Annotated in this window: 22 protein-coding genes and 1 tRNA gene; 18 read left to right on the forward strand and 5 right to left on the reverse strand. The window is 39.4% G+C overall.

Going from position 1 to position 24,326, the window contains the following annotated elements; translation table 11 throughout:
* Window positions 1-17: 17 nt before the first annotated feature.
* Complete coding sequence (gene gmd, locus CBW18_RS16370) at window positions 18-1,133, forward strand: GDP-mannose 4,6-dehydratase (protein ID WP_088302417.1); 1,116 nt, start codon at window positions 18-20, stop codon at window positions 1,131-1,133.
* A complete protein-coding gene (locus CBW18_RS16375; RefSeq protein ID WP_371566915.1) occupies window positions 1,126-2,124 on the forward strand; it encodes a GDP-L-fucose synthase family protein in 999 nt (332 codons plus the stop codon). The genes gmd and CBW18_RS16375 overlap by 8 nt, the downstream gene beginning before the upstream one ends.
* Window positions 2,125-2,250: 126 nt before the next feature.
* Here the strand turns inward: CBW18_RS16375 and CBW18_RS16380 are convergent, their stop codons facing one another.
* Window positions 2,251-2,748 (reverse strand): DinB family protein, encoded by a 498-nt coding sequence (locus tag CBW18_RS16380; protein WP_088302597.1) that lies wholly within the window; start codon window positions 2,746-2,748, stop codon window positions 2,251-2,253.
* Window positions 2,749-2,964: 216 nt separating this feature from the next.
* Entirely contained in the window at window positions 2,965-3,654 is a 690-nt protein-coding gene (locus tag CBW18_RS16385; RefSeq protein WP_088302418.1) for a YafY family protein, read from the reverse strand.
* A 124-nt stretch (window positions 3,655-3,778) separates the two neighbouring features.
* On the opposite strand from CBW18_RS16385, the gene CBW18_RS16390 reads away from it, so the two are divergent.
* Window positions 3,779-6,256, forward strand: a complete 2,478-nt coding sequence (locus CBW18_RS16390) for an ATP-binding protein (protein ID WP_088302419.1) — start codon at window positions 3,779-3,781, stop codon at window positions 6,254-6,256.
* A 35-nt stretch (window positions 6,257-6,291) separates the two neighbouring features.
* Here CBW18_RS16390 and CBW18_RS16395 read toward each other — a convergent pair whose 3' ends face one another.
* From CBW18_RS16395 to CBW18_RS16405, 3 genes are all read right to left on the reverse strand, one after another.
* The gene (locus tag CBW18_RS16395) at window positions 6,292-7,623 is read right to left on the reverse strand and encodes a sigma-54 dependent transcriptional regulator (RefSeq protein ID WP_088302420.1); all 1,332 of its coding nucleotides are present in this window, start codon (window positions 7,621-7,623) and stop codon (window positions 6,292-6,294) included.
* Window positions 7,624-7,691: 68 nt separating this feature from the next.
* Complete coding sequence (locus tag CBW18_RS16400) at window positions 7,692-8,006, reverse strand: hypothetical protein (protein WP_088302421.1); 315 nt, start codon at window positions 8,004-8,006, stop codon at window positions 7,692-7,694.
* Between the two features lie 107 nt (window positions 8,007-8,113).
* Window positions 8,114-8,428: a hypothetical protein gene (locus CBW18_RS16405; protein WP_088302422.1), complete on the reverse strand. Its 315-nt coding sequence runs from the start codon at window positions 8,426-8,428 to the stop codon at window positions 8,114-8,116.
* A 279-nt stretch (window positions 8,429-8,707) separates the two neighbouring features.
* On the opposite strand from CBW18_RS16405, the gene CBW18_RS16410 reads away from it, so the two are divergent.
* The 15 genes from CBW18_RS16410 to ruvA all read left to right on the forward strand — a co-directional run bounded on the left by CBW18_RS16410 (window position 8,708) and on the right by ruvA (window position 24,311).
* Window positions 8,708-8,780, forward strand: a tRNA-Thr gene (locus tag CBW18_RS16410).
* Between the two features lie 121 nt (window positions 8,781-8,901).
* Window positions 8,902-10,068: an amidohydrolase family protein gene (locus CBW18_RS16415; protein WP_088302423.1), complete on the forward strand. Its 1,167-nt coding sequence runs from the start codon at window positions 8,902-8,904 to the stop codon at window positions 10,066-10,068.
* Between the two features lie 82 nt (window positions 10,069-10,150).
* Window positions 10,151-11,110 carry a nitronate monooxygenase family protein gene (locus CBW18_RS16420; RefSeq protein ID WP_088302424.1) on the forward strand — a complete coding sequence of 320 codons (960 nt, stop codon included), beginning with the start codon at window positions 10,151-10,153 and terminating at the stop codon, window positions 11,108-11,110.
* Between the two features lie 82 nt (window positions 11,111-11,192).
* The gene (locus CBW18_RS16425; protein ID WP_088302425.1) at window positions 11,193-11,480 is read left to right on the forward strand and encodes an acylphosphatase; all 288 of its coding nucleotides are present in this window, start codon (window positions 11,193-11,195) and stop codon (window positions 11,478-11,480) included.
* A gap of 135 nt (window positions 11,481-11,615) precedes the next feature.
* Complete coding sequence (locus tag CBW18_RS16430; protein ID WP_088302426.1) at window positions 11,616-13,103, forward strand: lipopolysaccharide biosynthesis protein; 1,488 nt, start codon at window positions 11,616-11,618, stop codon at window positions 13,101-13,103.
* Window positions 13,104-13,140: 37 nt separating this feature from the next.
* On the forward strand, window positions 13,141-13,575 hold the full coding sequence (dut, locus tag CBW18_RS16435) for a dUTP diphosphatase (RefSeq protein WP_088302427.1): 435 nt from the start codon (window positions 13,141-13,143) through the stop codon (window positions 13,573-13,575).
* A 216-nt stretch (window positions 13,576-13,791) separates the two neighbouring features.
* Entirely contained in the window at window positions 13,792-15,414 is a 1,623-nt protein-coding gene (locus CBW18_RS16440; protein ID WP_172406555.1) for a lipopolysaccharide assembly protein LapB, read from the forward strand.
* Window positions 15,392-16,183 (forward strand): DUF4292 domain-containing protein, encoded by a 792-nt coding sequence (locus CBW18_RS16445; RefSeq protein ID WP_088302429.1) that lies wholly within the window; start codon window positions 15,392-15,394, stop codon window positions 16,181-16,183. Before CBW18_RS16440 ends, CBW18_RS16445 begins: the two co-directional genes overlap by 23 nt.
* 194 nt (window positions 16,184-16,377) lie before the next feature.
* The gene (locus CBW18_RS16450) at window positions 16,378-17,682 is read left to right on the forward strand and encodes a murein hydrolase activator EnvC (RefSeq protein ID WP_088302430.1); all 1,305 of its coding nucleotides are present in this window, start codon (window positions 16,378-16,380) and stop codon (window positions 17,680-17,682) included.
* Window positions 17,683-17,731: 49 nt separating this feature from the next.
* On the forward strand, window positions 17,732-18,094 hold the full coding sequence (locus CBW18_RS16455; protein WP_088302431.1) for a twin-arginine translocase TatA/TatE family subunit: 363 nt from the start codon (window positions 17,732-17,734) through the stop codon (window positions 18,092-18,094).
* Window positions 18,095-18,105: 11 nt separating this feature from the next.
* Window positions 18,106-18,306, forward strand: coding sequence for a twin-arginine translocase TatA/TatE family subunit (locus tag CBW18_RS16460; protein WP_216359256.1), 201 nt, complete (start codon window positions 18,106-18,108; stop codon window positions 18,304-18,306).
* Window positions 18,307-18,324: 18 nt separating this feature from the next.
* A complete protein-coding gene (gene gatA, locus CBW18_RS16465) occupies window positions 18,325-19,743 on the forward strand; it encodes an Asp-tRNA(Asn)/Glu-tRNA(Gln) amidotransferase subunit GatA (protein ID WP_088302432.1) in 1,419 nt (472 codons plus the stop codon).
* 121 nt (window positions 19,744-19,864) lie between these two features.
* Complete coding sequence (locus tag CBW18_RS16470) at window positions 19,865-21,271, forward strand: lytic transglycosylase domain-containing protein (protein WP_088302433.1); 1,407 nt, start codon at window positions 19,865-19,867, stop codon at window positions 21,269-21,271.
* A 127-nt stretch (window positions 21,272-21,398) separates the two neighbouring features.
* A complete protein-coding gene (locus CBW18_RS16475) occupies window positions 21,399-23,720 on the forward strand; it encodes an NADP-dependent malic enzyme (protein WP_088302434.1) in 2,322 nt (773 codons plus the stop codon).
* A 6-nt stretch (window positions 23,721-23,726) separates the two neighbouring features.
* Entirely contained in the window at window positions 23,727-24,311 is a 585-nt protein-coding gene (gene ruvA / locus CBW18_RS16480) for a Holliday junction branch migration protein RuvA (protein ID WP_088302435.1), read from the forward strand.
* Window positions 24,312-24,326 lie beyond the last annotated feature (15 nt).

Consider the following 24,326-nt stretch of genomic DNA (forward strand, 5'->3'; position numbering starts at 1 on the left):
TATAAATAAAAAAGACAATGAAAAAAAAGGCATTAATCACAGGCATAACCGGACAAGACGGTGCGTACTTAACTGAACTTTTATTGGAGAAGGGTTATGAAGTTCACGGTATAAAAAGAAGAAGCTCACAGTTTAATACTGACAGGATCGACCATTTGTATCAGGGCCCTGAAGTTGAAAACAGAAGTTTGGTTCTTCATTATGGTGATTTAACGGATTCTACCAATTTGATCAGAATTATCCAGCAGGTTCAGCCTGATGAGATTTATAACCTTGGTGCGATGTCTCATGTTCAGGTAAGTTTTGATGTTCCGGAATATACAGCTAATGCAGATGGTATCGGAACATTAAGGATTTTGGAAGCCATCAGGATTTTAGGCTTACAAAAGAAAACCCGGATTTACCAGGCTTCTACTTCAGAACTTTATGGCTTGGTACAAGCCGTTCCACAAAGTGAAACCACTCCTTTTTATCCCCGTTCGCCATATGCAGTAGCTAAAATGTATGCTTACTGGATTACGGTGAATTACAGAGAAGCATATGGCATGTATGCTTGTAACGGCATTTTATTTAATCATGAAAGCCCGCTGCGCGGAGAAACTTTTGTCACCAGAAAAATTACCAGAGGTGTAGCCAAGATTGGTTTAGGACTTCAGGATATGCTTTACCTGGGTAATCTGGATGCCAGAAGAGACTGGGGCCATGCGAAAGATTATGTAGAAGCCATGTATTTAATCCTGCAACAAGATGCACCTTCAGATTTTGTGATTGCTACAGGCATTACGACACCGGTTCGTGATTTTGTAAAGCTGGCTTTTGCCGAAATTGGTATTGAAATCGGTTTCTCCGGAACAGGTGTAGCAGAGAAAGGATTTGTGGTGTATTGTAACCATCCTGATTATCAATTGGAGATTGGAAGAGAGGTAGTGGCTGTTGATCCAAAATATTTCAGACCTACGGAGGTAGACCTTTTGGTTGGCGATCCAAAAAAATCAAATGAATTGCTTAACTGGACACCCAAATACAACTTGCAAATGCTGGTAAGCGAAATGGTTGAGGCTGATATTCAGCTTTTCAGAAAAGATCAATTGCTTAAAGAATCAGGCTATACCATAAAAAATCAATATGAATAAGATGAAACAGACAGATTTATTGAATTTAGATGCTAAAATTTATGTCGCCGGGCATAAGGGAATGGTAGGCTCGGCGATAGAAAGAACCTTAATCAACCAGGGCTATACAAATATAATTAAAAGAACATCCAAGCAACTGGATCTTACCGATAAGTTAGAAGTAGATCATTTCTTTGTTTCAGAAAAGCCTGAATATGTTTTCTTAGCTGCGGCCAAAGTAGGTGGTATCGTGGCAAACAACACCTATCCCGCTGATTTTTTATTCCAGAACATGAATATTCAAAATAATGTGATTCATGCATCAATGCTGAATAAAGTTAAAAAGCTTTTATTTCTGGGCTCATCCTGTATTTATCCAAAATTTGCACAGCAGCCTATTAAAGAAGAATATTTATTAACAGGTGACCTGGAGGCTACAAATGATGCTTATGCCATTGCCAAAATTAGTGGAATTAAAATGTGCCAGGCTTATGCCAAACAATATGGCATGAACTTTATCAGTGCAATGCCAACCAATTTATATGGCCAGAATGATAATTATCATCCGGAGAATTCTCACGTGCTGCCAGCCCTGATCCGTAAAATACATGAGGCAAAAGATACCAGAGCAGCTAACGTAACGGTTTGGGGTACAGGAACACCCAAAAGAGAATTTCTTTATGCAGATGATTTGGCAGAAGCCTGCATCCACCTGATGAAAGTGTACAACAGCAGTGATATTGTAAATATTGGCACAGGAGAAGACCTCACCATTAAAGAACTCGCTACCTCTATTGCAGAGGCTTTGGAATATGAGGGTGATTTAATTTTCGATGTGTCAAAACCTGATGGTACACCAAGAAAACTGCTTGATGTTTCCAGAATCAAAAACACGGGTTGGCAACCTAAAACAGGCTTACCGGAAGGTATTCTTCTGGCTTACCAGGATTATCTGAAACAAATAAACGAATCTAAAATGGCTGTTCGTCATGAAGTGCTTTGTGTATCATAAACACTGAGCAGTTTATACGGATGGTTTATCCAGTATAATAAAAAAACACTTTTTTTATAGTGTGTCACTGGGGACAATTGAAAAACCCTGTGCCGGATGGCCAGGGTTTTATTTTTTTTCTGCTGATTAAAAGCCCGGCTCGTCTGCGCTGGGTCCATAACTTCCCGGAATGGGAATGTCTAAAAGCCGCAGGTAAACACCTAACTGTGCCCGGTGATGAATCGTCTGGCTTATCGAAACGCGAATGGTTTCATATTTTGTCCATTCCCCTAAAATCATTTCGCCATGGCGTAAAATCCAGGGTTTATCGAAATCTTCTACCAGCGCTTGCATTAACGCTGACCTGCCTTTGTTATAACTCTCTTCTAGCAGTTTCATCAAATCACCATTATTTTCTATTTGCTTTTCCTGATAGGGAGCAGTAGCAAAGTCCAGCCCTTCCGTTGTCAAAGCCAGGCTAATCCATTCAGGAAGTTCTGCGATGTGGCTGGCCAGCGATTTCATTTTCATGCTTTTTGTATGCGGTGCCCAGTCAAATTTATCAGTAGGTACCAACGCCATAAATTTTTTCGTGGTGTTAAATTCTGATTCTAATTCCTTTAATAATGCTTTAATAATGTCCATATGCTGTTTTTTTGATTTTTCAATTGATTGCAATTCCATCAGTAATAAGTCGGCGAAGCTCATCGTTTTTTCTTTTGTTTGTACAAAGAAAATAGGGGCTACTGACAACCCTATGGCAGTGCCAAAAATTAATTTTAACAGCTATATTCTATTTTGAAATTAAAGGTGGGAAACAGAATTGCATTGATAAGGTAAGTGCCTTGTTGAAATGAAGAATCAAAAATTAACCGGTAACAGACTCATATAATCGCTGAGGGGCATATGCTCTTTTTTGATAAAGGGTGTTCCCAGGTTTTTTAAACAAGCAATCCGCAGTAAATTAAAGTCACGGTATTCATTCCTGAAATGACACCAGGCAATTAAGTGCCAGCTGAAGGCATAAAAAATCAATCCAATGGGTTCAACAGTTCTTTTGCTTGATATCTCCTTTGCATTTTTATAGTCCAGCTCAATTAAGTTTTTCTCTGAGATGGCATGTTGAATCAGCGAAAGATACCCGTAATTGAAAGTTAAGCGCTCCGGAATCTGCAGTTTAATGTGCTGATTCATTTTTTCTAACTTTTCTTTCTGAGCCGTTTTTAAAACCGCTTTTACCTTTGTCAGTGCTGTAGAATAATGAGAGCGGATGGAGTGATCTGTAAAACCATTTACCAGGCGCTCTACCAGAAGCAGGGCATTTGCCTCATCCATATTGAAAGATACAGGTGGGAGAAAATAACCCTGAACCAGGAAATAGCCTTTGTTTTGCTCAAAACTGATGGGAATCCCTTGTTCACCCAAGGCCTTTATATCCCGGTAAACAGTACGAACACTCATATCAAAACGCTGCGCAATCTGCTCTGCAGTAATGTGCCTGGTTGATTGAAGCAGGGTTAAAATTCCGAAAAGTCGATCGATACGGTTCATATGCTGAGGCGAAGTATAAAATTAAGAAATTATTCAAACCATTTCTGAATACAATTGTATTATAGTGTTCGATATGTCTTTTAAGCGAAAAATTCGTTTAAATATAGCAAACAAGATATAGTTCATGGCAGCCGCAATTCAGAAGCGTTTTTTCAGGGCAGTAAAAAGTAAAGTCATCATCGGATTTTTATTCGCTTGTTTTGCTTTGCTGCTGGCCTGGGGCATCAGCAAATTTGCCTTTACCCGGATGCTGAATACGGTGGAAGAAATCTCTGCCCCGAACGACAGGTTAAGAATTGTAAATGATTTATCACATAAAACGGCAAGGCTTGATCAGTTGCAGCGCGATGCGGCTTTAAATAAACAGGGCAATAATAATTTTTTGCAGGAATCGAGAAGACTCAGGTCGAGCCTGGATACCCTTCGTAAACTTTATAAAGGCGATCCCTTACAGCTTAACAGAATCAAATCAATTAAGCGTTTACTCGTAGAGCGTGATAAACAGTTTATTGCCTATCTGAAAGTGCGTGAAACGCTGGTGAACACCAAGTCATTCTCTAATGAAGTAAAAAAACTTAATGATTTGGTGGCTACCCGTTCCCGTCAGACCGATAGCGCAGTTTTAACCACCGAAACCACTACATCAACCACTACTGTTGCACCCGAAGAAGAAGAGAAATCAAGAGGTTTTCTGAGTAAACTGTTTGGTAAAAAGAAAGCCGACGTGTATAAAATCATAAATGAAGAATTTAAGGTTAAACGTGATACCCTGAATGCAAAAGCTGAAGACAGTATTATGAAAAGCATGACCGGCTCCCTAAAAAATATTGAGCTGGAGCAACGTCAGAAAAGCCAGAAATTTTTAAAACGCGAAGCAGATCTGTCTAATGCAAGTAATGCCTTAACCAACCAGATTCTTCAGATTTTAAGGGAAGTAGAAAGTGAAGCCGTTGCGCAGGTAGATTTAAATGGCATCCAGGCAAAGGAAGTTGTAAATGATGGAATTACCCAGATCACCGTCATCATCGTCATTTTCTTTTTTCTTACCGTAATCCTGCTTTACCTCATCCTGACAGACATTACTAAAAGCAATAAATATCGTAAAGCATTGGAGGAAGCTAAAGACCTGGCTGAATATCATGGCAAAGCGAAGCAGCGGTTTTTATCAAACATGAGCCATGAGATCAGAACGCCCTTACAGTCTATTCTGGGCTATGCAGAGCTGATCTCACAGCAGGATGCTCCGGATAAAAAGGATGTGAATGCCATTTACCAGTCATCCATCCATCTTCTTCAAATTGTAAATGAGGTGCTGGATTATAACCGCATCATTTCAGGTGAGTTCAGCTTTAACAACCAGGTTTTCGGGATTAAAAACATGCTTGATGAGGTCATTTCGGTTATCCGCCCGCTGGCCGAAAAAAAATCGCTCCGGTTGATTACCAGCTTAGACCTGGGCGGGGTTGAATTTGTTTGTGGAGATGCTTTCAGGTTGAAGCAGATTCTTTTTAATTTGCTCGGCAATGCGGTAAAATTTACGCTTAAAGGGGAAATTATGCTGACAGTATCCTGTAAAAAACAGGCAGGCAACCTTCATTTTAATTTTACCATTAACGATACCGGGATTGGTTTCGACAAGAAAGATATTCCTAAAATTTTCAATGAATTTGAGCAGATAGAATCTCCGGAAAAATATGTGCTCAATCAAACTGGAACAGGATTGGGGCTGCCTATTGTAAAAGCATTAATTGATGCGCAGGGTGGAAGAATCCATGTGAAAAGTAAAGCCGGGGTAGGAACAACATTTAATATTTATCTGACCTATCAGGAAACAGCTGAAAAAATCCCTGATCTGCTAGATCCGGAGCATTATGCCATTATAAATCCGGGAATGGTTTGGGTGATTGATGACGACAGGTTAATCCTCGATCTTTGCGGGCTGATTTTTGAAAAAAATAACATTCCGTTTAAGCGGTTCAGTCAGGTGGCAGATATGCTGCATGCCGATGCCGATCCGGAGTTAAAATATGTTTTGGTGGATATGCGTTTACCGGAAATGACCGGGATGGAACTCTGCCATATCCTGAAGAAAAAGCTGCCTGACCACGTTAAATTTTATGCGATTACTGCTCAGGTATTGCCAGAAGAGCGGGAAATGGTTTTGAGTGAAGGTTTTGATGGGTTGATTATGAAGCCTTTCCGTGCAGTGGACCTGCTGTCTATTTTTGATAAAACAGCACTCGTGAACAAGGCCCCGGAGTTTGATTTTTCGTCTATTGAAAAAATGACTTTTGGAGATCAGGAGATGCTTGAAAAAATATTGATCAGATTTAAGCAGGATTGCATAAATGATGCATCAGCATTAAAGGTACAACTGGAAGAAGGTGATCAGGATAAAAGCCGTTTGATCGTCCACCGCCTTGCCGGGAGGACGGCTCAAATGGGTGCTAAAACCCTGGCGCAGGCATTGCGGCAACTTGAAATAAGGATTGCGGAAAATGGCTTAAATCCGGAAATTAATGCAGCAGTGTTAGATGAACTTACTCAGCTGGATGCTTTAATTGCCGTGATGGAGGAAATGGAGCCTTCTGGTGGGCAATAAAAACAAATTGATTGGTTATACATAGCCTAAAGAGCTTATTCAATTCCGTACCGTTCCATTTTTGAATAAAGTGTTTTACGGTCTATGTTGAGCATTTTTGCCGCTTTGGACTTGTTATGTTTCGCCTTGATTAAGGTTTCGGTAATTAAAATTTTTTCGTTTTGCTCGTTTACCGCCTTTAAATCGGAAGCACTGCCGGGCATGGTCTGCTGGTTAACGGAGATCATCATTTCATCGGGCAGGGCATTTACCTGCGCTACCTCACCCGGTGTAAGCAAAACCATCCTTTTGATCACGTTGCTCAATTCTCTTAAATTTCCAGGCCAGTCATAATTCAACAGCAATGATTTTGCTTCTGCAGAAATACTTTTTACATTTCTGTTCAGGTCGCGATTGGAAAGCTGTACAAAGTGATTGATAAATAATTCGAGATCACTTCCCCTGTTTCGTAGCGGAGGCAGCTGAATTTTAAATTCGTTCAGGCGGTGGTATAAATCTTCCCTGAATTCACCACCGGAAATGCTGTTTAACAAATCATCGTTGGTTGCCGTGATGATCCGAACATCCACAGCAATCTGTTTCGTGCTCCCTAAAGGTTGAATCACCCGCTCCTGCAAAGCACGAAGCAGTTTGATCTGTACTTCATAGCTCAGGTTCCCCACTTCATCCAAAAATAAGGTGCCGCCATTGGCCGCTTCAAACTGACCTTTTTTATCATTTAATGCGCCGGTAAAAGCACCTTTGATATGTCCGAATAATTCGCTTGCGGCTAAATCTTTTGATAGGGCACCACAATCAATGGCTACAAAAGGCTTACCGGCCCGTTTGCTTTGCTGGTGTAAGGTTCGGGCTGCGAATTCTTTTCCCGTACCACTTTCTCCCTGAATAATCACTGACATATCAGTCGGTGCAACGAGGTCGATGTGCTCATATAGCCGATCTGCGATGGCACTTTTACCTTTAATCAGATCTGCTTCAGCCACTTCGGTTTTTACATCATTTGATTCCTTTTTGGTTAAGGAATTTTTAATCACCATTAAAAGTTCATCCGGGTTTACGGGCTTGGTAATGTAATCAAAGGCACCCATTTGCATAGATTTTACGGCCGTTCTAACATCGTTAAAGCTGGTCATGATGATGATGGGCGTAGAGATCCCCAGGTTTCTGGCGTGCGTAATGACGTCAAAGCCAATGCCGTCAGGAAGGCGATAATCAATCAAAAATAAATCGAATGTTTCATTTTCAATTAATTTGAAAGAAGGTTTGATATGTGTTGCCAGTGTGATTTCATGACCTTTCTTAGTCAGAAAGCCCTCAAGCAATTGTGCAAATGTTGTATCATCTTCTAAAATCAGGATTTTCGCCATACAGCAAAAATAAGAAAAGCCAGTTAAAAACTGGCTCTCTTGTACTAGGTAGATGTAATATTTAGGGTTTATTCAACTGGTTTACCATCTTTATCGATTTTAATCGAACCAGTTTCGGCTTCTTTTTTTACATTAATGATGTAATATTCTTTCGCACCTTCTTTAACTGAAAATGCTTCAGTAGGCGTCCACCCTTTATAAGTATCAGATTTTAATGCGGTAGTAACCGGCTCCGGAAGTTCTTCCAGTTTAACTGGTGTTTTCACTGCACTATCCTGAACTGCAGCAATTGCAGCATTTTTCATGGTATTTACTTCACTTGCCTGTACTGCTGAGAATCCTGCAAAAGCTAAGAACGCAGCTGATAAAATTAATTTTTTCATCTTTTTATAAATTTAAGGTGATGAAACTATATAGTTTCGTGATTCGTTTTAGTTGAGCATAGCCCGAAGGCTACGCTTATGGTTGATTATGCCTTCAGGGCATTTAGTTATTGAACTGGTTTACCGTCTTTGTCAATTTTCACAGAACCTGTTTCTGCTTCTTTTTTAACATTGATTAAGTAATATTCTTTTGTGCCTTCTTTAACTGCCCATGCTTCAGTAGCTGTCCAGCCTTTGTAGGCATCAGATTTTAATGCGGTAGTTACTGGCTCTGGAAGCTCTTCTACTTTAACCGGAGTTTTTACGGCGCTATCTTGAACTGCAACAATTGCAGGATTTTTAATTGTATTTATTTCACTTGCCTGTACTGCTGAGAACCCTGCGAACGCTAAAAATGTAGCTGATAAAATGAACTTTTTCATAGTATGTAAATTTTAATATTTAATATGTGTAACAATACTTGCTAATGTTTGATAATGATGCCAAAGCTGGCATGAGTTATTAAGTATTTGTTTATCAGTTTATTAGTGTTGTGCCAGAAATTATGAAATGGGGAATTTCTCCACAAGTTGTGGGTATTGGCCACAGATTGGTTTTGTGTTTCGTTATTGCTGGGCTGCTTTTTTAACTCAAAACTTCAAAAAATTAAAATAAATTTTATCCAAAGAATATTTTTTTCTATCATTGCAGCCCGATAAAAAGCCTCCTTAGCTCAGCTGGTAGAGCAACTGACTTGTAATCAGTAGGTCATTGGTTCGATTCCGATAGGAGGCTCTTTTTTATTTACGATTGTAGATTTACAATTTTAAATTTATTCCAAAAGCCAAAATTTTCTTCCGGCATTTACTTATTCGCTACATTACAAATCGTGAATCTAAAATCCTAAATTCGCTTTATGCTAAGATATTTTTCAGCCGATTGGATTTTTCCTGTTGCTTCGGCTCCGGTTAAAGATGGGGCGGTTGCTGTACGACCGGATGGCGAAATCTTTGCAATCTTAACCGAAGAAGAGATTGCAAAGCTTGACGTGGATGTCATAAAATACAAAGGCGCCATTGTTCCGGGTTTTATTAATACCCATTGCCATTTAGAACTTTCGCACATGTTGGGGCAAATCCCCGAGCACACCGGACTGGTCGAATTTGTGCGCAGCATTATTACAAACAGGCAGGCAGACGGAGAGCAGATTTTGGAGGCCATGTACAATGCCGACCAAAAAATGTTCGAAAATGGCATTGTGGCTGTTGGCGATATTTCAAACCAGGTTTCTTCCAAAACTGTAAAACAAAACAGTAAAATCCATTATCATACCTTTATAGAGGCACTGGGCTTTAACCCTGAAAGCGCTGCCTCCATAATGGATCATGTTAAAGGCATTAAAGAAGATTTTGAACCACTACCGGCATCTATCGTTCCACACGCACCCTATACTGTATCGCCTGAATTATTTGAATTAATCCGGGATCAAGCTGAAAAAGGTAATAATTTTATGAGTGTCCATAATCAGGAAACGGATCATGAAAATGCTTTTTTCGAAAGTAAAACAGGAGGATTTTTAGACTTGTACAAATTTTTAGGACTGGATATTTCTTTTTTCGAGCCTACACACAAATCATCATTACAAAGCTGGCTACCTTATATTAAGGAACAAAAAACTTTATTGGTACACAATACTGTTTCAAACAAAGCTGATGTTGAATTTGCGAAAGCACATAATCAACATTTATATTGGTGCCTTTGTCCGCAGGCTAATTTATACATTGAGAATACCTTGCCCAATGTTGATTTACTGATTGACGAAAAAGTGAAAATTACCTTGGGTACTGATAGTTTGGCCAGTAACCATCAGCTGAATATTTTAGCTGAAATGAAGACTCTACAGGAACATAAAAAGATTGCTTTTGAAAAGCTTTTGCAATGGTCTACCATTAATGGTGCTGAATTTTTAGCACTTAACCAACAGTTAGGAACTATAGAAATCGGTAAAAAACCGGGATTGAACCTCATTCAGTTATCGGAAGATTTTATCATTGTGAGTGATCAGGTGGTGAAATTATTTTAATCTGAAATATAAACCCGGATGTAATTTAAAAACATACCTATGTTTGGATTAGCTTAACGCTTATCCGGCTAAATAAAATATTATGGAGTTAGAAAATGCCATATGTAAATGCTTTAATATCAAATACCCCATTATCCAGGCGGGTATGGTTTGGTGCAGCGGCTGGAAACTGGCTGCTGCCGTTTCGAATGCCGGAGGTTTAGGGATCATTGGTGCAGGCTCCATGTACCCGGAGGTTTTAAGAACACACATCCAAAAATGCAAATCAGCTACCGACAAACCTTTTGGGGTTAATATTCCATTGCTTTATCCGAACATTCAGGAAATTATTGATGTAGTAATAGAAGAAGGCGTAAAAATTGTTTTTACATCAGCAGGCAATCCGGCTACATGGACCAGTATTTTAAAAGAACAAGGAATTACCGTTGTTCATGTGATTGCGAATACAAAATTTGCATTAAAAGCAGAAGAAGCCGGTGTAGATGCGATTGTTGCCGAAGGTTTTGAAGCCGGCGGACATAACGGTCGTGAAGAAACCACCACCATGTGTTTAATTCCGATGATTAAGGAAGCTGTACAGATTCCGGTTATTGCAGCCGGTGGTATTGCCAGCGGAAAATCGATGCTGGCTGCTTTTGCGCTGGGTGCTGATGCGGTACAAATTGGTTCTGCCTTTGCCATTGCAGAAGAATCATCAGCACATCCCGCATTTAAACATAAAATTATTTCATCGGCTGAAGGAGATACACGGCTGGCCATGAAAAAACTGGTGCCCGTGCGCTTGCTCAGAAATGAATTTGCCGATGCGATAGCAAACGCGGAAGCAGCAGGTGCGGACCAAATTCAACTTCGCGAAATGTTAGGAAAGGCGAGGGCAAAACTGGGTATGTTTGAAGGTGACATGGTGCATGGTGAGCTTGAAATCGGTCAGGTTTCAGCGATGCTGAATGAAATCAAACCGGCAAAACAGATTCTTGATGAAATCTGGCAGGAGTTTACTGAACGGAAAAAATATTTATCAAGCTTAGATTTTTTATTTTAAGGAACAGATGGACACTAAATACTTAATGGTACGAGTTTAAAAAACAAGTGTAACATCACACAAAAAAATTAACTTTGCTGTTATGACGAAACACATCGATATCAAAGTAACGGGCAAGGTGCAAGGCGTATTTTTCAGGGCGAGCACAAAGGCTGTAGCCGATCAGATGGGTATTCGCGGCTTTGTTAAGAACGAAAAGGATGGTTCTGTTTACATTGAGGCAGAAGCTGAACCGTTTATCTTAGATGCTTTTATAGACTGGTGCAAAGAAGGACCGGAGAAATCGGTTGTGGAAAATGTAGTGCTAAGTGATGGCGAACTTAAAGATTTCCGAAATTTCGAAGTAGTAAAAAAGAATCTACTCTGGTAAGGTTAAGGTTTTAAGTTGACGATCACGATTTCGCAGCTAAATTAAAATTATATATCAATATTATTAATCAGATTTTAGGTAGGTTGATGGATGATAAATTCAATCTAAAATCTAAAGTCCAAAATCTACAATCAATTGTCTGTATATAAAAAATTCGCTGGTCAAACGCTTATTTATGGTCTTAGTACTATTTTTTCGCGTTTGTTTAATTTTATTTTAACACCAATTTATACCAGGGTTTATCCCGCCAGCGTTTACGGGATCTTTACAAAGATGTTTAGTTATGTTTCTATCATCAATCCAATTTTGGCATTTGGAATGGAAACGACTTTTTTTAGATACCTGAACAAGCATGAGGATAAGAAGCAAGAAGTTTATAACAATAGCTTTATTGTGATTGGTTTTATTTCTACCCTTTTTCTCATTACAGGTTTAATTTTCTCTGACTATTTAGCCAGGTATACCATAAACGGAAGCTTAACAGAACTAGCCAATCAGAAATTATATGTTAAATATTTCATTTGGATATTATTTGTAGATGCAATTAGTGTAATCCCGTTCGCTAAGCTTAGAGCTGACGGAAAACCTTTCCGGTATAGTTTAATTAAATTTCTAAATATTGGTGTTTTTGTCGGTTTCAATTTGATTTTCATCTTTGTTGTTCCCATGCTGATCAAGCAAGATGTCTTTTTTGCTGATTGGCTGGCTTCCTGGTATAAAGGGCGTTGGGTAGGCTATGTTTTCATTGCGAATCTAATTGCAAGTGTAGTTACTTTAGTGATGCTTATTCCGCAGTTTCTGGAAATAGAATTCAGCTTTAATAAGCCCTTATTCTATAATATGTTAGGTTACAGCTGGCCAGTTTTAGTGGCCAATCTATCATTTATTATTAATGAAACGCTTGATAAAATTTTATTGAGTAAATATTTACCAAATGCTATAGCCGATCACGAAATTGGTATCTATGGAGCAGTAAGTAAACTGGCGATCTTCATCAGTATTTTTAATACAGCATTTAGGCTTGGAGCAGAGCCTTTCTTTTTTAGCCATGCCAAAAATGAGAATGCCAAACAAACCTATGCAACTATCCTGTATTACTTTGTTCTGGCCTTATCTATCCTGTTTGTTGGATTGACCGCAAATATGCAGCTTATTAAAAATTTTATTTCACCAAATTACTGGATCGGCCTTTCTGCTGTTCCATATCTGTTATTTGGCTACGTTTGTTTAGGGATTTATATGAATTTATCCATTTGGTACCGATTGTCTGATCAAACACGATTTGGTTTATATATATCATCTGTTGGAGCAGTGTTCACCATCATTATGAATATTATTTTGATTCCAAAGTTTAGCTACATGGGGTCGGCCTGGGTTTCCATGTGTGCATATTTTATTATTATGGTTATTTCTTATCTATTAGGACAAAAACATTACCCAATACCTTATAAAATAAAGGGAATGACCATTTACTTAATGGTTTCAATACTATTGGTTTATCTTAGTTTTTGGGTGTTCAAACAAAATATTTACATTGGGAATGGTATATTACTCCTTTTTCTGTTAGGGATGTATTATTTTGAGAAAAATAATTTGCTTAAGATTTTAAGGAAGGGTGAATAATCGAATTGGGAAATAATATCGCCATAAATAGAGCGTAATGAAAATAAAAATCATCAATCAATCAGAACATCCATTACCACAATATGAAACGGCTCATGCTGCCGGAATGGATTTAAGGGCTTCGATAAAGGAAGAAATTGTACTTAAGCCTTTACAGCGTCAGCTTATTCCGACAGGTTTGTTTATGGAACTGCCTGTAGGTTTTGAAGCGCAGATCAGACCGCGCAGTGGTTTGGCCTATAAGCATGGTATCAGCATTGTAAATTCGCCTGGCACCATTGATGCTGATTATCGGGGAGAATTAAAGGTACTTCTGGTCAATTTATCAGATACAGATTTTAAAATAGCGAATGGAGATCGCATTGCACAGATGGTTGTGGCAAAACACGAAACTGTTCAATGGCAGGCAGTTGAAGCACTTGAAGAGACGGTCAGGGGTGAAGGTGGTTACGGACATACAGGGAAAAGCTAAGTTTAGATTGTGTGAATTTTGAATTAGTGAATGATAAGATCTTGAATGATTGAATGATTGAATGAGAGAATTTCGAGAAAGGAAAATTTTTTGCAATTTGTTTAAACATTCCATCATTCACTCCTTCTATCAATTATTTGATATATGTTAAAAAGGGTCATTTTTCTTACTTTGTTCTCCTTAACTGGCAAAGCATTCGGGCAAAACCATGATACTGTGTCACCAGATAGAGACAGCAATATGGTAAAACAGTTGTTCTTTGCCGGACTGCGGGAAAAAATGACCGAGAATTATACCAGTGCGCTCAGCAATTTTAATAAGGTTGTTGTGGCGGACCCGGATCATGATGCTGCTTATTATGAACTTGCCAATGCCAACCTGCGGTTAGAACGTTTATCAGAAGCAGAATTAAATATTAAGCGGGCCATTAAACTTAAACCTGACAACAAATGGTATTTGCGTTTGCTGGCGGAAGTAGATAAACGCACCAATAAAATGCCCGAACTCATTGAGGTATTCAATCAGTTGATTCGCATAGACCCGGAAAATGATGCGTATTACTTTGATAAGGCAAACGCTCAGTTTTTATCTGGTCAAACTGAAGCCGCCGGAAAAACCTACGATGAAATTCTGGCCCGATTTGGTGAATCCAATGAACTTTCAATCGCAAAAAAACGCTTACATGGAAGCGGAGGCACATCGGAAAGTGATATTGTAAAATTATTGGAAGGCAACCAGGCCGATATTAAAAACTATCTCTATGCCGCAGGTTTACTTCTTCAGAAGGGCAATGATGCCGAAGCCTTAAAAGTATTATTGAAGGCAAAACAGCTGGCTCCCGATAATTTTGAAGTGAACCTGGGGCTGGCTGATATCTACCGGAAGCAAAAAGATGATGCTCAGGCATTTGCTTCACTAAAGGTGGCTTTTGAAAGTGCAGAAATGCCACTGGATGAAAAAATTAAGATTATTGCGGCATTATTCCCAAATTTAAGGGAGCCCGTTGTTGCAGAAAATGTGACGTTATTAAGTAAAATCGTTGCTGAAAAAAATCCGGCAGATGCAAAAGCACTTGCCCTTTATGGTGATGTTTTGTATCAGCAGCAAAAACTAAAGGAAGCACTGGTACAATATCAGGCTGCGTTAAAATTAAATGATCAGGTTTATGCCGTTTGGGAGCAAATTGTAAATATCCAAACCCTGTTAGGACATTATGCAGATGCGGTAAAATTAGGGGATGAAGCGTTAACCATTTATCCCAACCAGGCCAGCTTATATTATTATACGGCTTATGCCTTATTTAAAATAGGTAAGCTGGAACAGGCGCAAGATAACCTGAAAACAGCATTGCAGCTGGATGTTGACAATAAAAGTTTACAGGCACAGGTGCTTGCACTTCAGGGCGATATCTATATTAATCAGAATGATTTTACCCTGGCCAAAGCTGCCTTTGAAAAAGCCATTGCAATGGAACCCGATAACTATTTTATCATGAATAATTATGCTTACTACCTTGCATTGAAAAATGATGATCTGATCAAAGCTGCTCAATATTCAGAAACAGCTGCCAAGGCCATGCCGGATAATTCATCCATTACCGATACCTACGCCTATATCTTGTTTAAGCAACGTAAATACGACCTGGCCAAGGTCTGGATCGAAAAAGCATTGCAAAACAATACAAATAAGAATGGTGTTTATTTAGAGCATTACGGTGATATCCTCTTTATGAAAGGTGAGAAAGAAGCAGCATTGCTCCAATGGAAAAAAGCAAAAGATGCCGGAAACATTTCAGAAGTATTAAACAGAAAAATTAATGAAAAAAAGTATTTTAAATAGCTTGCTGATTGCAGGTACAGTTGTTTCTATTTCGGCCTGCAAACCTAAAAAGGCAATTGTGGTTGCACCGCCTGTAACAACTGAAGTTAAAACAGATAATACAAAAGCTGAAGCCCTGGCTTTATTAAACAGTAAGCAGCTTAAATTTAATACCCTTGCACTGAAGGCAAAAGCCACACTTGACATTGCCGGTAATGCAAACGATGTGACCATGAATTTCAGGATGAAGGATCAGGAAGTGATCTGGGTCAGTATTACCGCGCTGGGTGGTGCGTACGAACCGGCAAGGGCATTAATCACACCGGATAGCATCAAAATTATGAACCGGCAAAAGGGCGAATACCTGAACAAGCCTTTCAGTTATATCTATAATTTTACCAATAAGCAAATCACTTTTAATACACTCCAGGCCATCTTAACCGGAAATGCAATGGGCGATTTTTTAACTACTGCATCTAACCTGAAAAAGGAAAATGGTGTTTGGGTGGTATTAGGCAGTAAAGAGGGTTTAGATTACAGGCTCTTATTTAACACCCTTTTAAAGGTAGATGAAACCAATTTAAATGATGAAAAATCCGGTCAGGCTTTAAAGGTAAATTATACAGATTACCAAAAATTAAATGAGTCGCTATTTCCAAGTGCACTGAAAATCAATACCCTTTCGGGAACCAAGAAGGTTAATATTAACCTGCAGTTTGTAAAGATTGACGGGAATATTCCGGTTGAATTTCCTTTCAAAGTTCCAGGTGGATATAAGTTAGTCAGGTAATATTTCCTGAATCCCGGTTATAGGTTTAAAGCAGTCATCAGGTCATCAGGTTGAATTTTTTCGTCTGTTATCTGATGACTGCTTTTGTATTGGTGAAAAATTTTCTGATGAAGATGAGGTGAAGATTATTTGTAATGCCTTTAGTATCTAAATTTTAATGTCTTTTACTATAAAATTTTTATACTTTTGGCTTAATGAAGCTACAGAAAATCATATTTATCCTGTTTTTGAGTGTTTTTGCTTATTCTGCCAGTGCACAAACCGAAAGCCAGTTAAGAAGGAAAAAAGAAGCTATACAGCGTGAAATTGAACAGCTACAAAAAAATTTAACTAAAACTGCCAATGGGAAGAAATTAACCCTGCAGCAGATTAATGCCATTAATGCGCAAATCCGTCTCCGTCAGGATAAAATCGGAACCATTAATTCTGAAATAAAAAACCTGGATAACCAAATCTCTCAGAATACAAATACCGTACATACATTACAAGGTCAGTTAGGTGATCTTAAAAAAGAATATGCGGGCATGATTCGTTTTGCACAACGCAACAGAAATGCCTATGAGAAAATGATGTTTATTTTTGCTGCTAGAGATTTTAATCAGGCCTACAAGAGGATCAAGTATTTGCAGCAGTTTAGTCAATACCGTAAAAAGCAGGCGGGATATATTGAAAATACGCAGCAGGATTTAACGGGAAAAATCAGGGTGCTGGATAAAACCCTGAAAGAGAAAAGCAATTTGCTGAAGGAACAGGAAAAGGAGCAGGACCGTTTAGGGCAGGATAAGAAACAGCAGGCGGCAGCATTGAATAACCTCACCAAGCAAGAGCGGCAATTTAAGCAGGACATTAATGCCAAGAAAAAGGAACAGGCACAGATTAACCGGGCAATTGCAGCTGCCATCCAAAGGGCAATTGAAGAGGCCAGACGAAAAGCAGCTGAAGAGGCCCGTATAGCTGCAGCTAAAAGATTGGCAGAAGAACGTGCTGCGGCAGCAAAGGCAAAAGCAGAAAATAAACCTGCTCCGGCCACTACCACTGCACCAGCAACAAGAGAGAAAAGTACTTCCGAATTGTTAACCGCTACCCCTGAAGCAGCAAGGCTTTCAGCAGGTTTCGAAAATAACAGGGGAAGATTACCATGGCCGGTAGCTACCGGAACCATTACAGAAAGGTTTGGATTACATAAGGTAGATCAGGCATCTTATACCAACGATGGTGTAGATATTACTACCGCCGATGGTGCCGCGGTAAGAGCCGTATTCGCCGGGAAGGTCGTAATGGTGCAGAATATTATGGGTAGAACAGCAGTGGTTATTAATCACGGTGAGTATTTTACGGTTTACCAGAATTTAAGAGGGGTGAGCGTAAGTGTTGGTAACTCTGTAGATACCAAGCAAACCATTGGTACTGTTGCCAATACAGGTGATGATGCCATTTTGAAATTCCAGATCAGAAGAGGTCAGGGTGCTTTAAACCCGGAAGCTTGGATTAGTAAATAAGCAGGAATAGAGTTGTAAAATGTTTATATTTGTATAAAATAGATTAGTGATGTATCAAGGAACGTTATTAGAATTTTTAAATATGGGTGGATCGGAGATCGTACTCATTTTAGTCGTTGTCCTTTTATTATTCGGTGGTAAGAAACTGCCTGAACTGGCAAGAGGATTAGGGAAAGGGATCAGGGAATTTAAGGATGCCTCAGACGGTGTAAAACGCGAAATTCACCGCAATATTAATGCGATGGATCTGGATAAAGAAGAAGCGGAAGAAAAAGTGGCCAATAACAATAGTCAGCCTCAACATTCAACTGAAGAAACTGCTCCGGTAGATGAAAAGACAGCTCCGGCGGCAAATCATCCCTCCAGCACACCTATCGATCACAATATTGTAACGGACAGTCAAAAAGTTTAAATAAAAAAGTTATGTTAAATACAACAATAGCAGCAATGCTTGGAACACCGGAAATTATCATTATTGCTGTAGTGGTACTTTTATTATTTGGCGGGAAAAAAATTCCTGAACTCATGAGAGGTTTAGGTAAAGGAGTTAAAGAATTTAAAGATGGTAAGGATGGTGTTGATGGGGAACAGGCTGATCCATCAAACCGCGATAAAACCGTTTAATTGCTATAATTTTAAGTTTTGAAGAAATACAGCGCACTTAAAGAGATACAGGCACTCATTTCGCAAAAGCAATTTACTTTACCCGATTTATTGGCTTATTATTTTAAGCAAATTTCAGATAATGAACACCTCAATGCATTTAACGAGGTGTTTTTTTATTCGGCAGAAGTTCAGGCGAAAGCAGTACAGGAGAAAATGATGCAGGGAACCGCTGGTAAACTGGCGGGCATGGTTATTGGTATTAAAGATAATATCTGCTATAAAGATCATTTGGTAACCGCATCATCCAAAATGCTTGATGGCTTCGTATCACCTTATTCAGCTACTGTTGTTAAACGTTTATTGCAGGAAGATGCCGTGATTATAGGTCGGCTTAACTGTGATGAATTTGCAATGGGTGGCTCAAATGAAACTTCATACTTCGGACCTGCTAAGAATGCTGCAAATCCTGAGCTGGTTCCCGGCGGCTCATCCGGTGGGTCTGCAGTAGCGGTTCAGGCAGATATGTGTCTGGCAGCACTCGGTACAGATACCGGCGGATCTGTAAGGCAGCCTGCAGCTTTTTGTGGCCAGATTGGTCTAAAACCAACCTATGGAAGGGTTTCCAGATATGGCGTAATTGCTTATGCCTCTTCTTTTGATCAGGTAGGCCCTATCACTTCTTCAGTAGAAGATGCGGCCCTTCTTTTACAGGTATTAGCCGGAGCAGATGAAAATGATTCAACCGTTTCTGATCTAGCTGTTCCTGATTATCCGGCTCAGTTAAATAAACAAAAAAAACAAAAGATAGCCGTACTCAGAGAAACAATTGACAGCAAGGCTCTCGATCCGGAAATTAAGTCAGCCATCTTATCATCAATAGAAAAATTAAAGGAAGATGGGCATCAGGTAGATGAGGTTTCTTTTGATTTGCTGGATTATCTTGTTCCGGCATATTATATTTTAACTACTGCTGAAGCCTCTTCCAACCTATCCAGGTATGATGGTGTGCATTACGGACACCGGAATACGGAAGCAAAATCATTAACTGAACTCTATAAACTTTCCCGTTCGGAGGGTTTTGGTGAAGAAGTAAAAAAACGCATTTTGCTGGGTACTTTCGTGTTAAGTGCAGGTTATTATGATGCCTATTATCAGAAAGCACAGCAGGTACGTCGTTTGATCAGAGAAAAGATAGACCATTTATTCGAAGAGTATGACCTGCTCTTATCGCCCGTGGCGCCAACAGCAGCATTTCCATTAGGTGATCACATGCAGGATGCGCTGGTGATGTATATGGCTGATATTTTTACAGTATTGCCCTCATTGAGCGGAAATCCGGCCATTGCGCTTCCATTAGGCAATAACGAGGCTGGTTTACCGTTAAGTATTCAATTTACAGCCAAACATTTTGAGGAAGATAAGCTTCTTGCTTTTTCTCAGGCATTTTTAAAATAAGCATATTTTAATGAATATGCACAGCGTTCACTTGTGTTTTTCCGGCTACACCGGATGAGCATTCTTTTAAAAGATTTCGGAAGGATAACCGGAAAACAGCGCTGAATAAACCGAATTGCCCATGATTAAAAAACTACTTCTTACCAGTGTATGTGCCCTCATCGGATGTATTTCTTATTCCTTTGCGCAGCAGAAAGTCAAAATTGATAGTCTACCTAAATTTCAGGAAAATATTTTCATCAATACCGATACGATATCTGTACCGCTGATTTATGAAAATCCCTTATTAATGGGGCAAAACTATATTTATAAACTCCGGCTTGATTCTATCGTTAAAACCGTTCCCCTTCCTTATAACGAATACGTTCAGCAATACATCGATATTTATGCCAAGCGAAAAGATTTGTTTGGCAAAATGATGGGCTTATCAAATTATTACTTTCCCATTTTTGATAAAGCCCTGAAGGATTTTAACATTCCGCAGGAAATTAAATATTTAACTATTGTAGAGTCGCAAATGAATCCGCATGCCATTTCGAGGGTAGGTGCTACCGGGATCTGGCAGTTTATGTTTGGAACAGGGAAAGCTTACGGATTAAAGATGGATAATTTTGTAGATGAGCGGAAAGATCCTATTCAGGCCAGTTATGCAGCTGCCCAATATTTCAGGGATGCTTACGAAGAGCTGGGCGACTGGCTTTTGGCTATCGCTGCTTATAATTGTGGCAAAGGTGCCGTTACACGTGCAATGGCCAAAGCCGAATCGCGTGATTTTTGGGAAATCAGGCAGTTTCTACCTAAAGAAACCAGAAATTATGTGCCTGCTTTTATTGCCGCGGTTTATGTGATGAACTATTCAGGCAAACACCAGATTACACCACAAACCTGCAGTCTATTTTTAAAAACCGATACTGTTCAAACCAACCATTTTGTTTCTTTAGCCGAACTGGCAAAAGCCTTAAATGTTGATGAGACAGCGCTTTTTGCCTTAAACCCATCTTATAAGAAAAAAATTGTAAATGGGACTGATGAAGAACCAAAGCGGATTATCATCCCTAAACTGAGGGATATTGATTACGCCGGCGTTTATGATGCATTGTATAATGCTGATCTCGATGTAAATATGCGTGTCGTTCAGGCCAGTACTGACGATGTAAGGGACTTAAGAAAATCAAGAATCCGCCAGGCTGTAACCCATCATGCCGCTATTATTCATCAGGTAAGTGCCGGACAATCACTAACCACAGTGGCCAATAAATATGGCGTTGAAGTGCAGGATTTAAGGGTTTGGAACGGCTTAAAAAGTAAAACCGTTGTGCCCGGGCAACGGCTTAAAATATTTGCCAAAAATGTCAATCGCCTGAAAGCACCTGTTTCCTTTTTAAGTTATACCGTTAAACCCGGCGATACCCTTTCAGAAATTGCTGAAAAATTTAACGGCGCTACCGTTCAAAGTATTAAAAGAGACAACAGGCTTTCAAAGGCAGGTTTGCATGCAGGGATGATTTTAAGGATCAGCAAGGGCTAGGTCGTTATTTTGCTATTGGCTTAAATATCAATCAGAAAATTATACCCCTGAAGGTTTTTAAAACCCTCAGGGGTTTTTTAATTCTTTTAAAGAATCGTACCTTTGCCCGTCACTAATAAGTTACTTAATGAGTAATATCAATAGAAAGCAAGATGCGCTCGATTACCACTCGCAAGGGCGGCCCGGAAAAATACAGGTAGTACCTACAAAACCAACAACTTCACAACGTGATTTAACCATGGCTTACTCACCAGGAGTAGCAGAGCCTTGTTTAAAAATAGCAGACAATACTGATGATGTTTACAAGTATACCGCAAAAGGTAATCTTGTTGCCGTGATCAGTAATGGTACGGCGGTTTTAGGCCTGGGGAATATTGGTCCGGAAGCCAGTAAGCCTGTAATGGAAGGTAAAGGTTTATTGTTTAAGATCTTTGCTGATATCGATGTATTTGATTTAGAGTTGGATACTAAAAATATAGATGATTTCGTAAAAATTGTGAAGGCCCTGGAGCCAACCTTTGGTGGCGTGAACCTGGAGGATATTAAAGCCCCTGAATGTTTTGAAATAGAAACCCGCTTAAAGCAGGAAATGAATATTCCGGTAATGCATGATGACCAGCATGGTACAGCCATTATTTCAGGCGCAGCGCTGTTAAATGCCTGTGAAATTCAGAAAAAGAAGATTGATAAAATTAAGGTTGTGGTAAGTGGGGCAGGTGCTGCTGCGGTTTCCTGTTCCAAGATGTATCTTTCTTTAGGTGTAAAAAAAGAAAATCTGGTGATGTTCGACATCAATGGATTGATTAATACGGAGCGGACTGATCTTGATGAGATGCGGATGTATTTCGCAACCAGCAGAAAAGATATTGGTACAATTGGCGAGGCCATGAAAGGTGCAGATGTTTTTATTGGTCTTTCGGCAGGAAACGTTATCCAGCCCGAGATGCTGATGGGCATGGCTAAAAACCCGATTGTTTTTGCCATGGCCAACCCTAATCCTGAAATTGCCTATGAACTGGCCATCAAAACCCGTAAGGATTTAATTATGGCCACCGGTCGTTCTGATTATCCAAACCAGGTAAATAATGTATTGGGTTTCCCTTACATTTTTCGTGGTGCTTTGGATGTTCGTGCCACAACCATTAATGAAGCCATGAAAATTGCTGCGGTAAAGGCCATTGCAGAACTGGCTAAGCGCTCCGTACCAGAAGCCGTAAACCTGGCATATAATGCCCGTAACCTGAAGTTCGGCAGGGATTATATTATTCCAAAACCGGTTGATTTCAGGCTGATTACGGAAGTTTCAATTGCAGTAGCGAAAGCCGCCATTGAAAGTGGCGTGGCACGTAAGGTGATTACCGACTGGGATGCCTATTCAGAAGAATTAAGAAAACGTTTAGGTTTGGATGATGCCATTATGCGTTCCATTACCACCAAAGCTAAATCTGATCCTAAACGGGTGGTGTTTGCTGAGGCAGACAATTATAAAATTTTAAAAGCGGCTCAGATTGTTAAGGATGAGAATATTGCGATTCCGATTCTTTTAGGTAACCGAGAAAAGATTCAGGCTATTATTGATGAGCACGCACTGGAACTGCATGGCGTAGAGATTATTGATCAGATGCAGAATCCGGCAAAAACCAAACAATACGCAGCAGCACTTTACAAAAAAAGACAACGTAAAGGTGTATCTATCAACGATGCAACAAAATTGTTAAGAGATCGCAATTATTACGGGGCATCAATGGTTGAATTTGGGGAAGCCGATGCGATGATTTCCGGATTAACCAAAAATTATGGTGATACCATTAAACCCGCATTACAGGTTATTGGTGTAGAGCCAGGCGTTAAGCGTGTGGCTGGGATGTACATGATGATGACCAAAAAAGGTCCGGTTTTCTTTGGTGATACAACGGTAAACGTTGATCCTACTGCCGAACAGTTAGTGGATATTACTTTGCTTTTGGATAAATCTGTTAAACAATTTAATATCAAGCCGCGTATCGCATTATTATCCTATTCAAACTTTGGTTCAAATGATGGAGTAACGCCAAATAAGGTAAGGGAAACAGTGAGAATCCTTCACAAAAACCATCCTGAAGTTATTGTGGATGGAGAGATGCAGGGTAACTTCGCTATAAATAATGAACTTTTAAAAGATAATTTTCCATTTAGTACGCTGGCTGATGAACCTGCCAATACTTTGGTTTTCCCTAACCTGGAATCCGGTAATATTGCCTATAAGTTATTACAGGAACTGGGGGGGGCAGAAGCGGTAGGTCCCATTTTGCTGGGTTTAAATAAACCTGTTCATATTGTTCAGTTAGGAAGTTCGGTGAGAGAGATCGTAAATATGGTTACTATTGCAGTGGTAGATGTTCAGGCAAAAGAAGAAATTGCAGAAACTTCCAAACGAAAAGGTATATTTACAAAAACAACAAAGAAATAATACGCCATGTACGCCTATATTGATGGTAAATTAACATACAAAAATCCAGCATTTGTTGTGGTTGAAGCCGGAGGTGTAGGCTATCATATAAACATCTCATTAAATACTTACAGTGCGCTTGGCGATGCAGAACGGTGTAAATTATACACCTGGTTATATGTAAAGGAAGATGCACACACTTTATACGGCTTCGCTGATGAAGGCGAACGCCGTTTATTTTTACATCTCATTTCTGTATCTGGAATAGGACCCAATACAGGAAGAATGATTTTATCTTCCATTACCCCTGTTGAAATTCAAACTGCCATTGTCAAGGCAGATTTGCCGCTCATTCAAAGAATAAAAGGCCTGGGTGCAAAAACCGCACAACGTCTGGTTTTAGAGTTGCAGGATAAACTAAAAAAAGAAGGCGCAGATTCATTAATTTCTATGCCTCAGCACAATACAATTAAAGATGAAGCGTTATCAGCTTTGGTAATGCTCGGATTTGCCAAACAAACAGCCGAAAAAACTATCGACCAAATATTAAAACTCACAGAAGAAACACTTTCTGTAGAACAACTAATTAAACACGCTTTAAAAAAACTCTAGATCCTAACGCCTTTG

Source organism: Pedobacter sp. AJM (assembly GCF_002197755.1).
Lineage (GTDB): Bacteria > Bacteroidota > Bacteroidia > Sphingobacteriales > Sphingobacteriaceae > Pedobacter.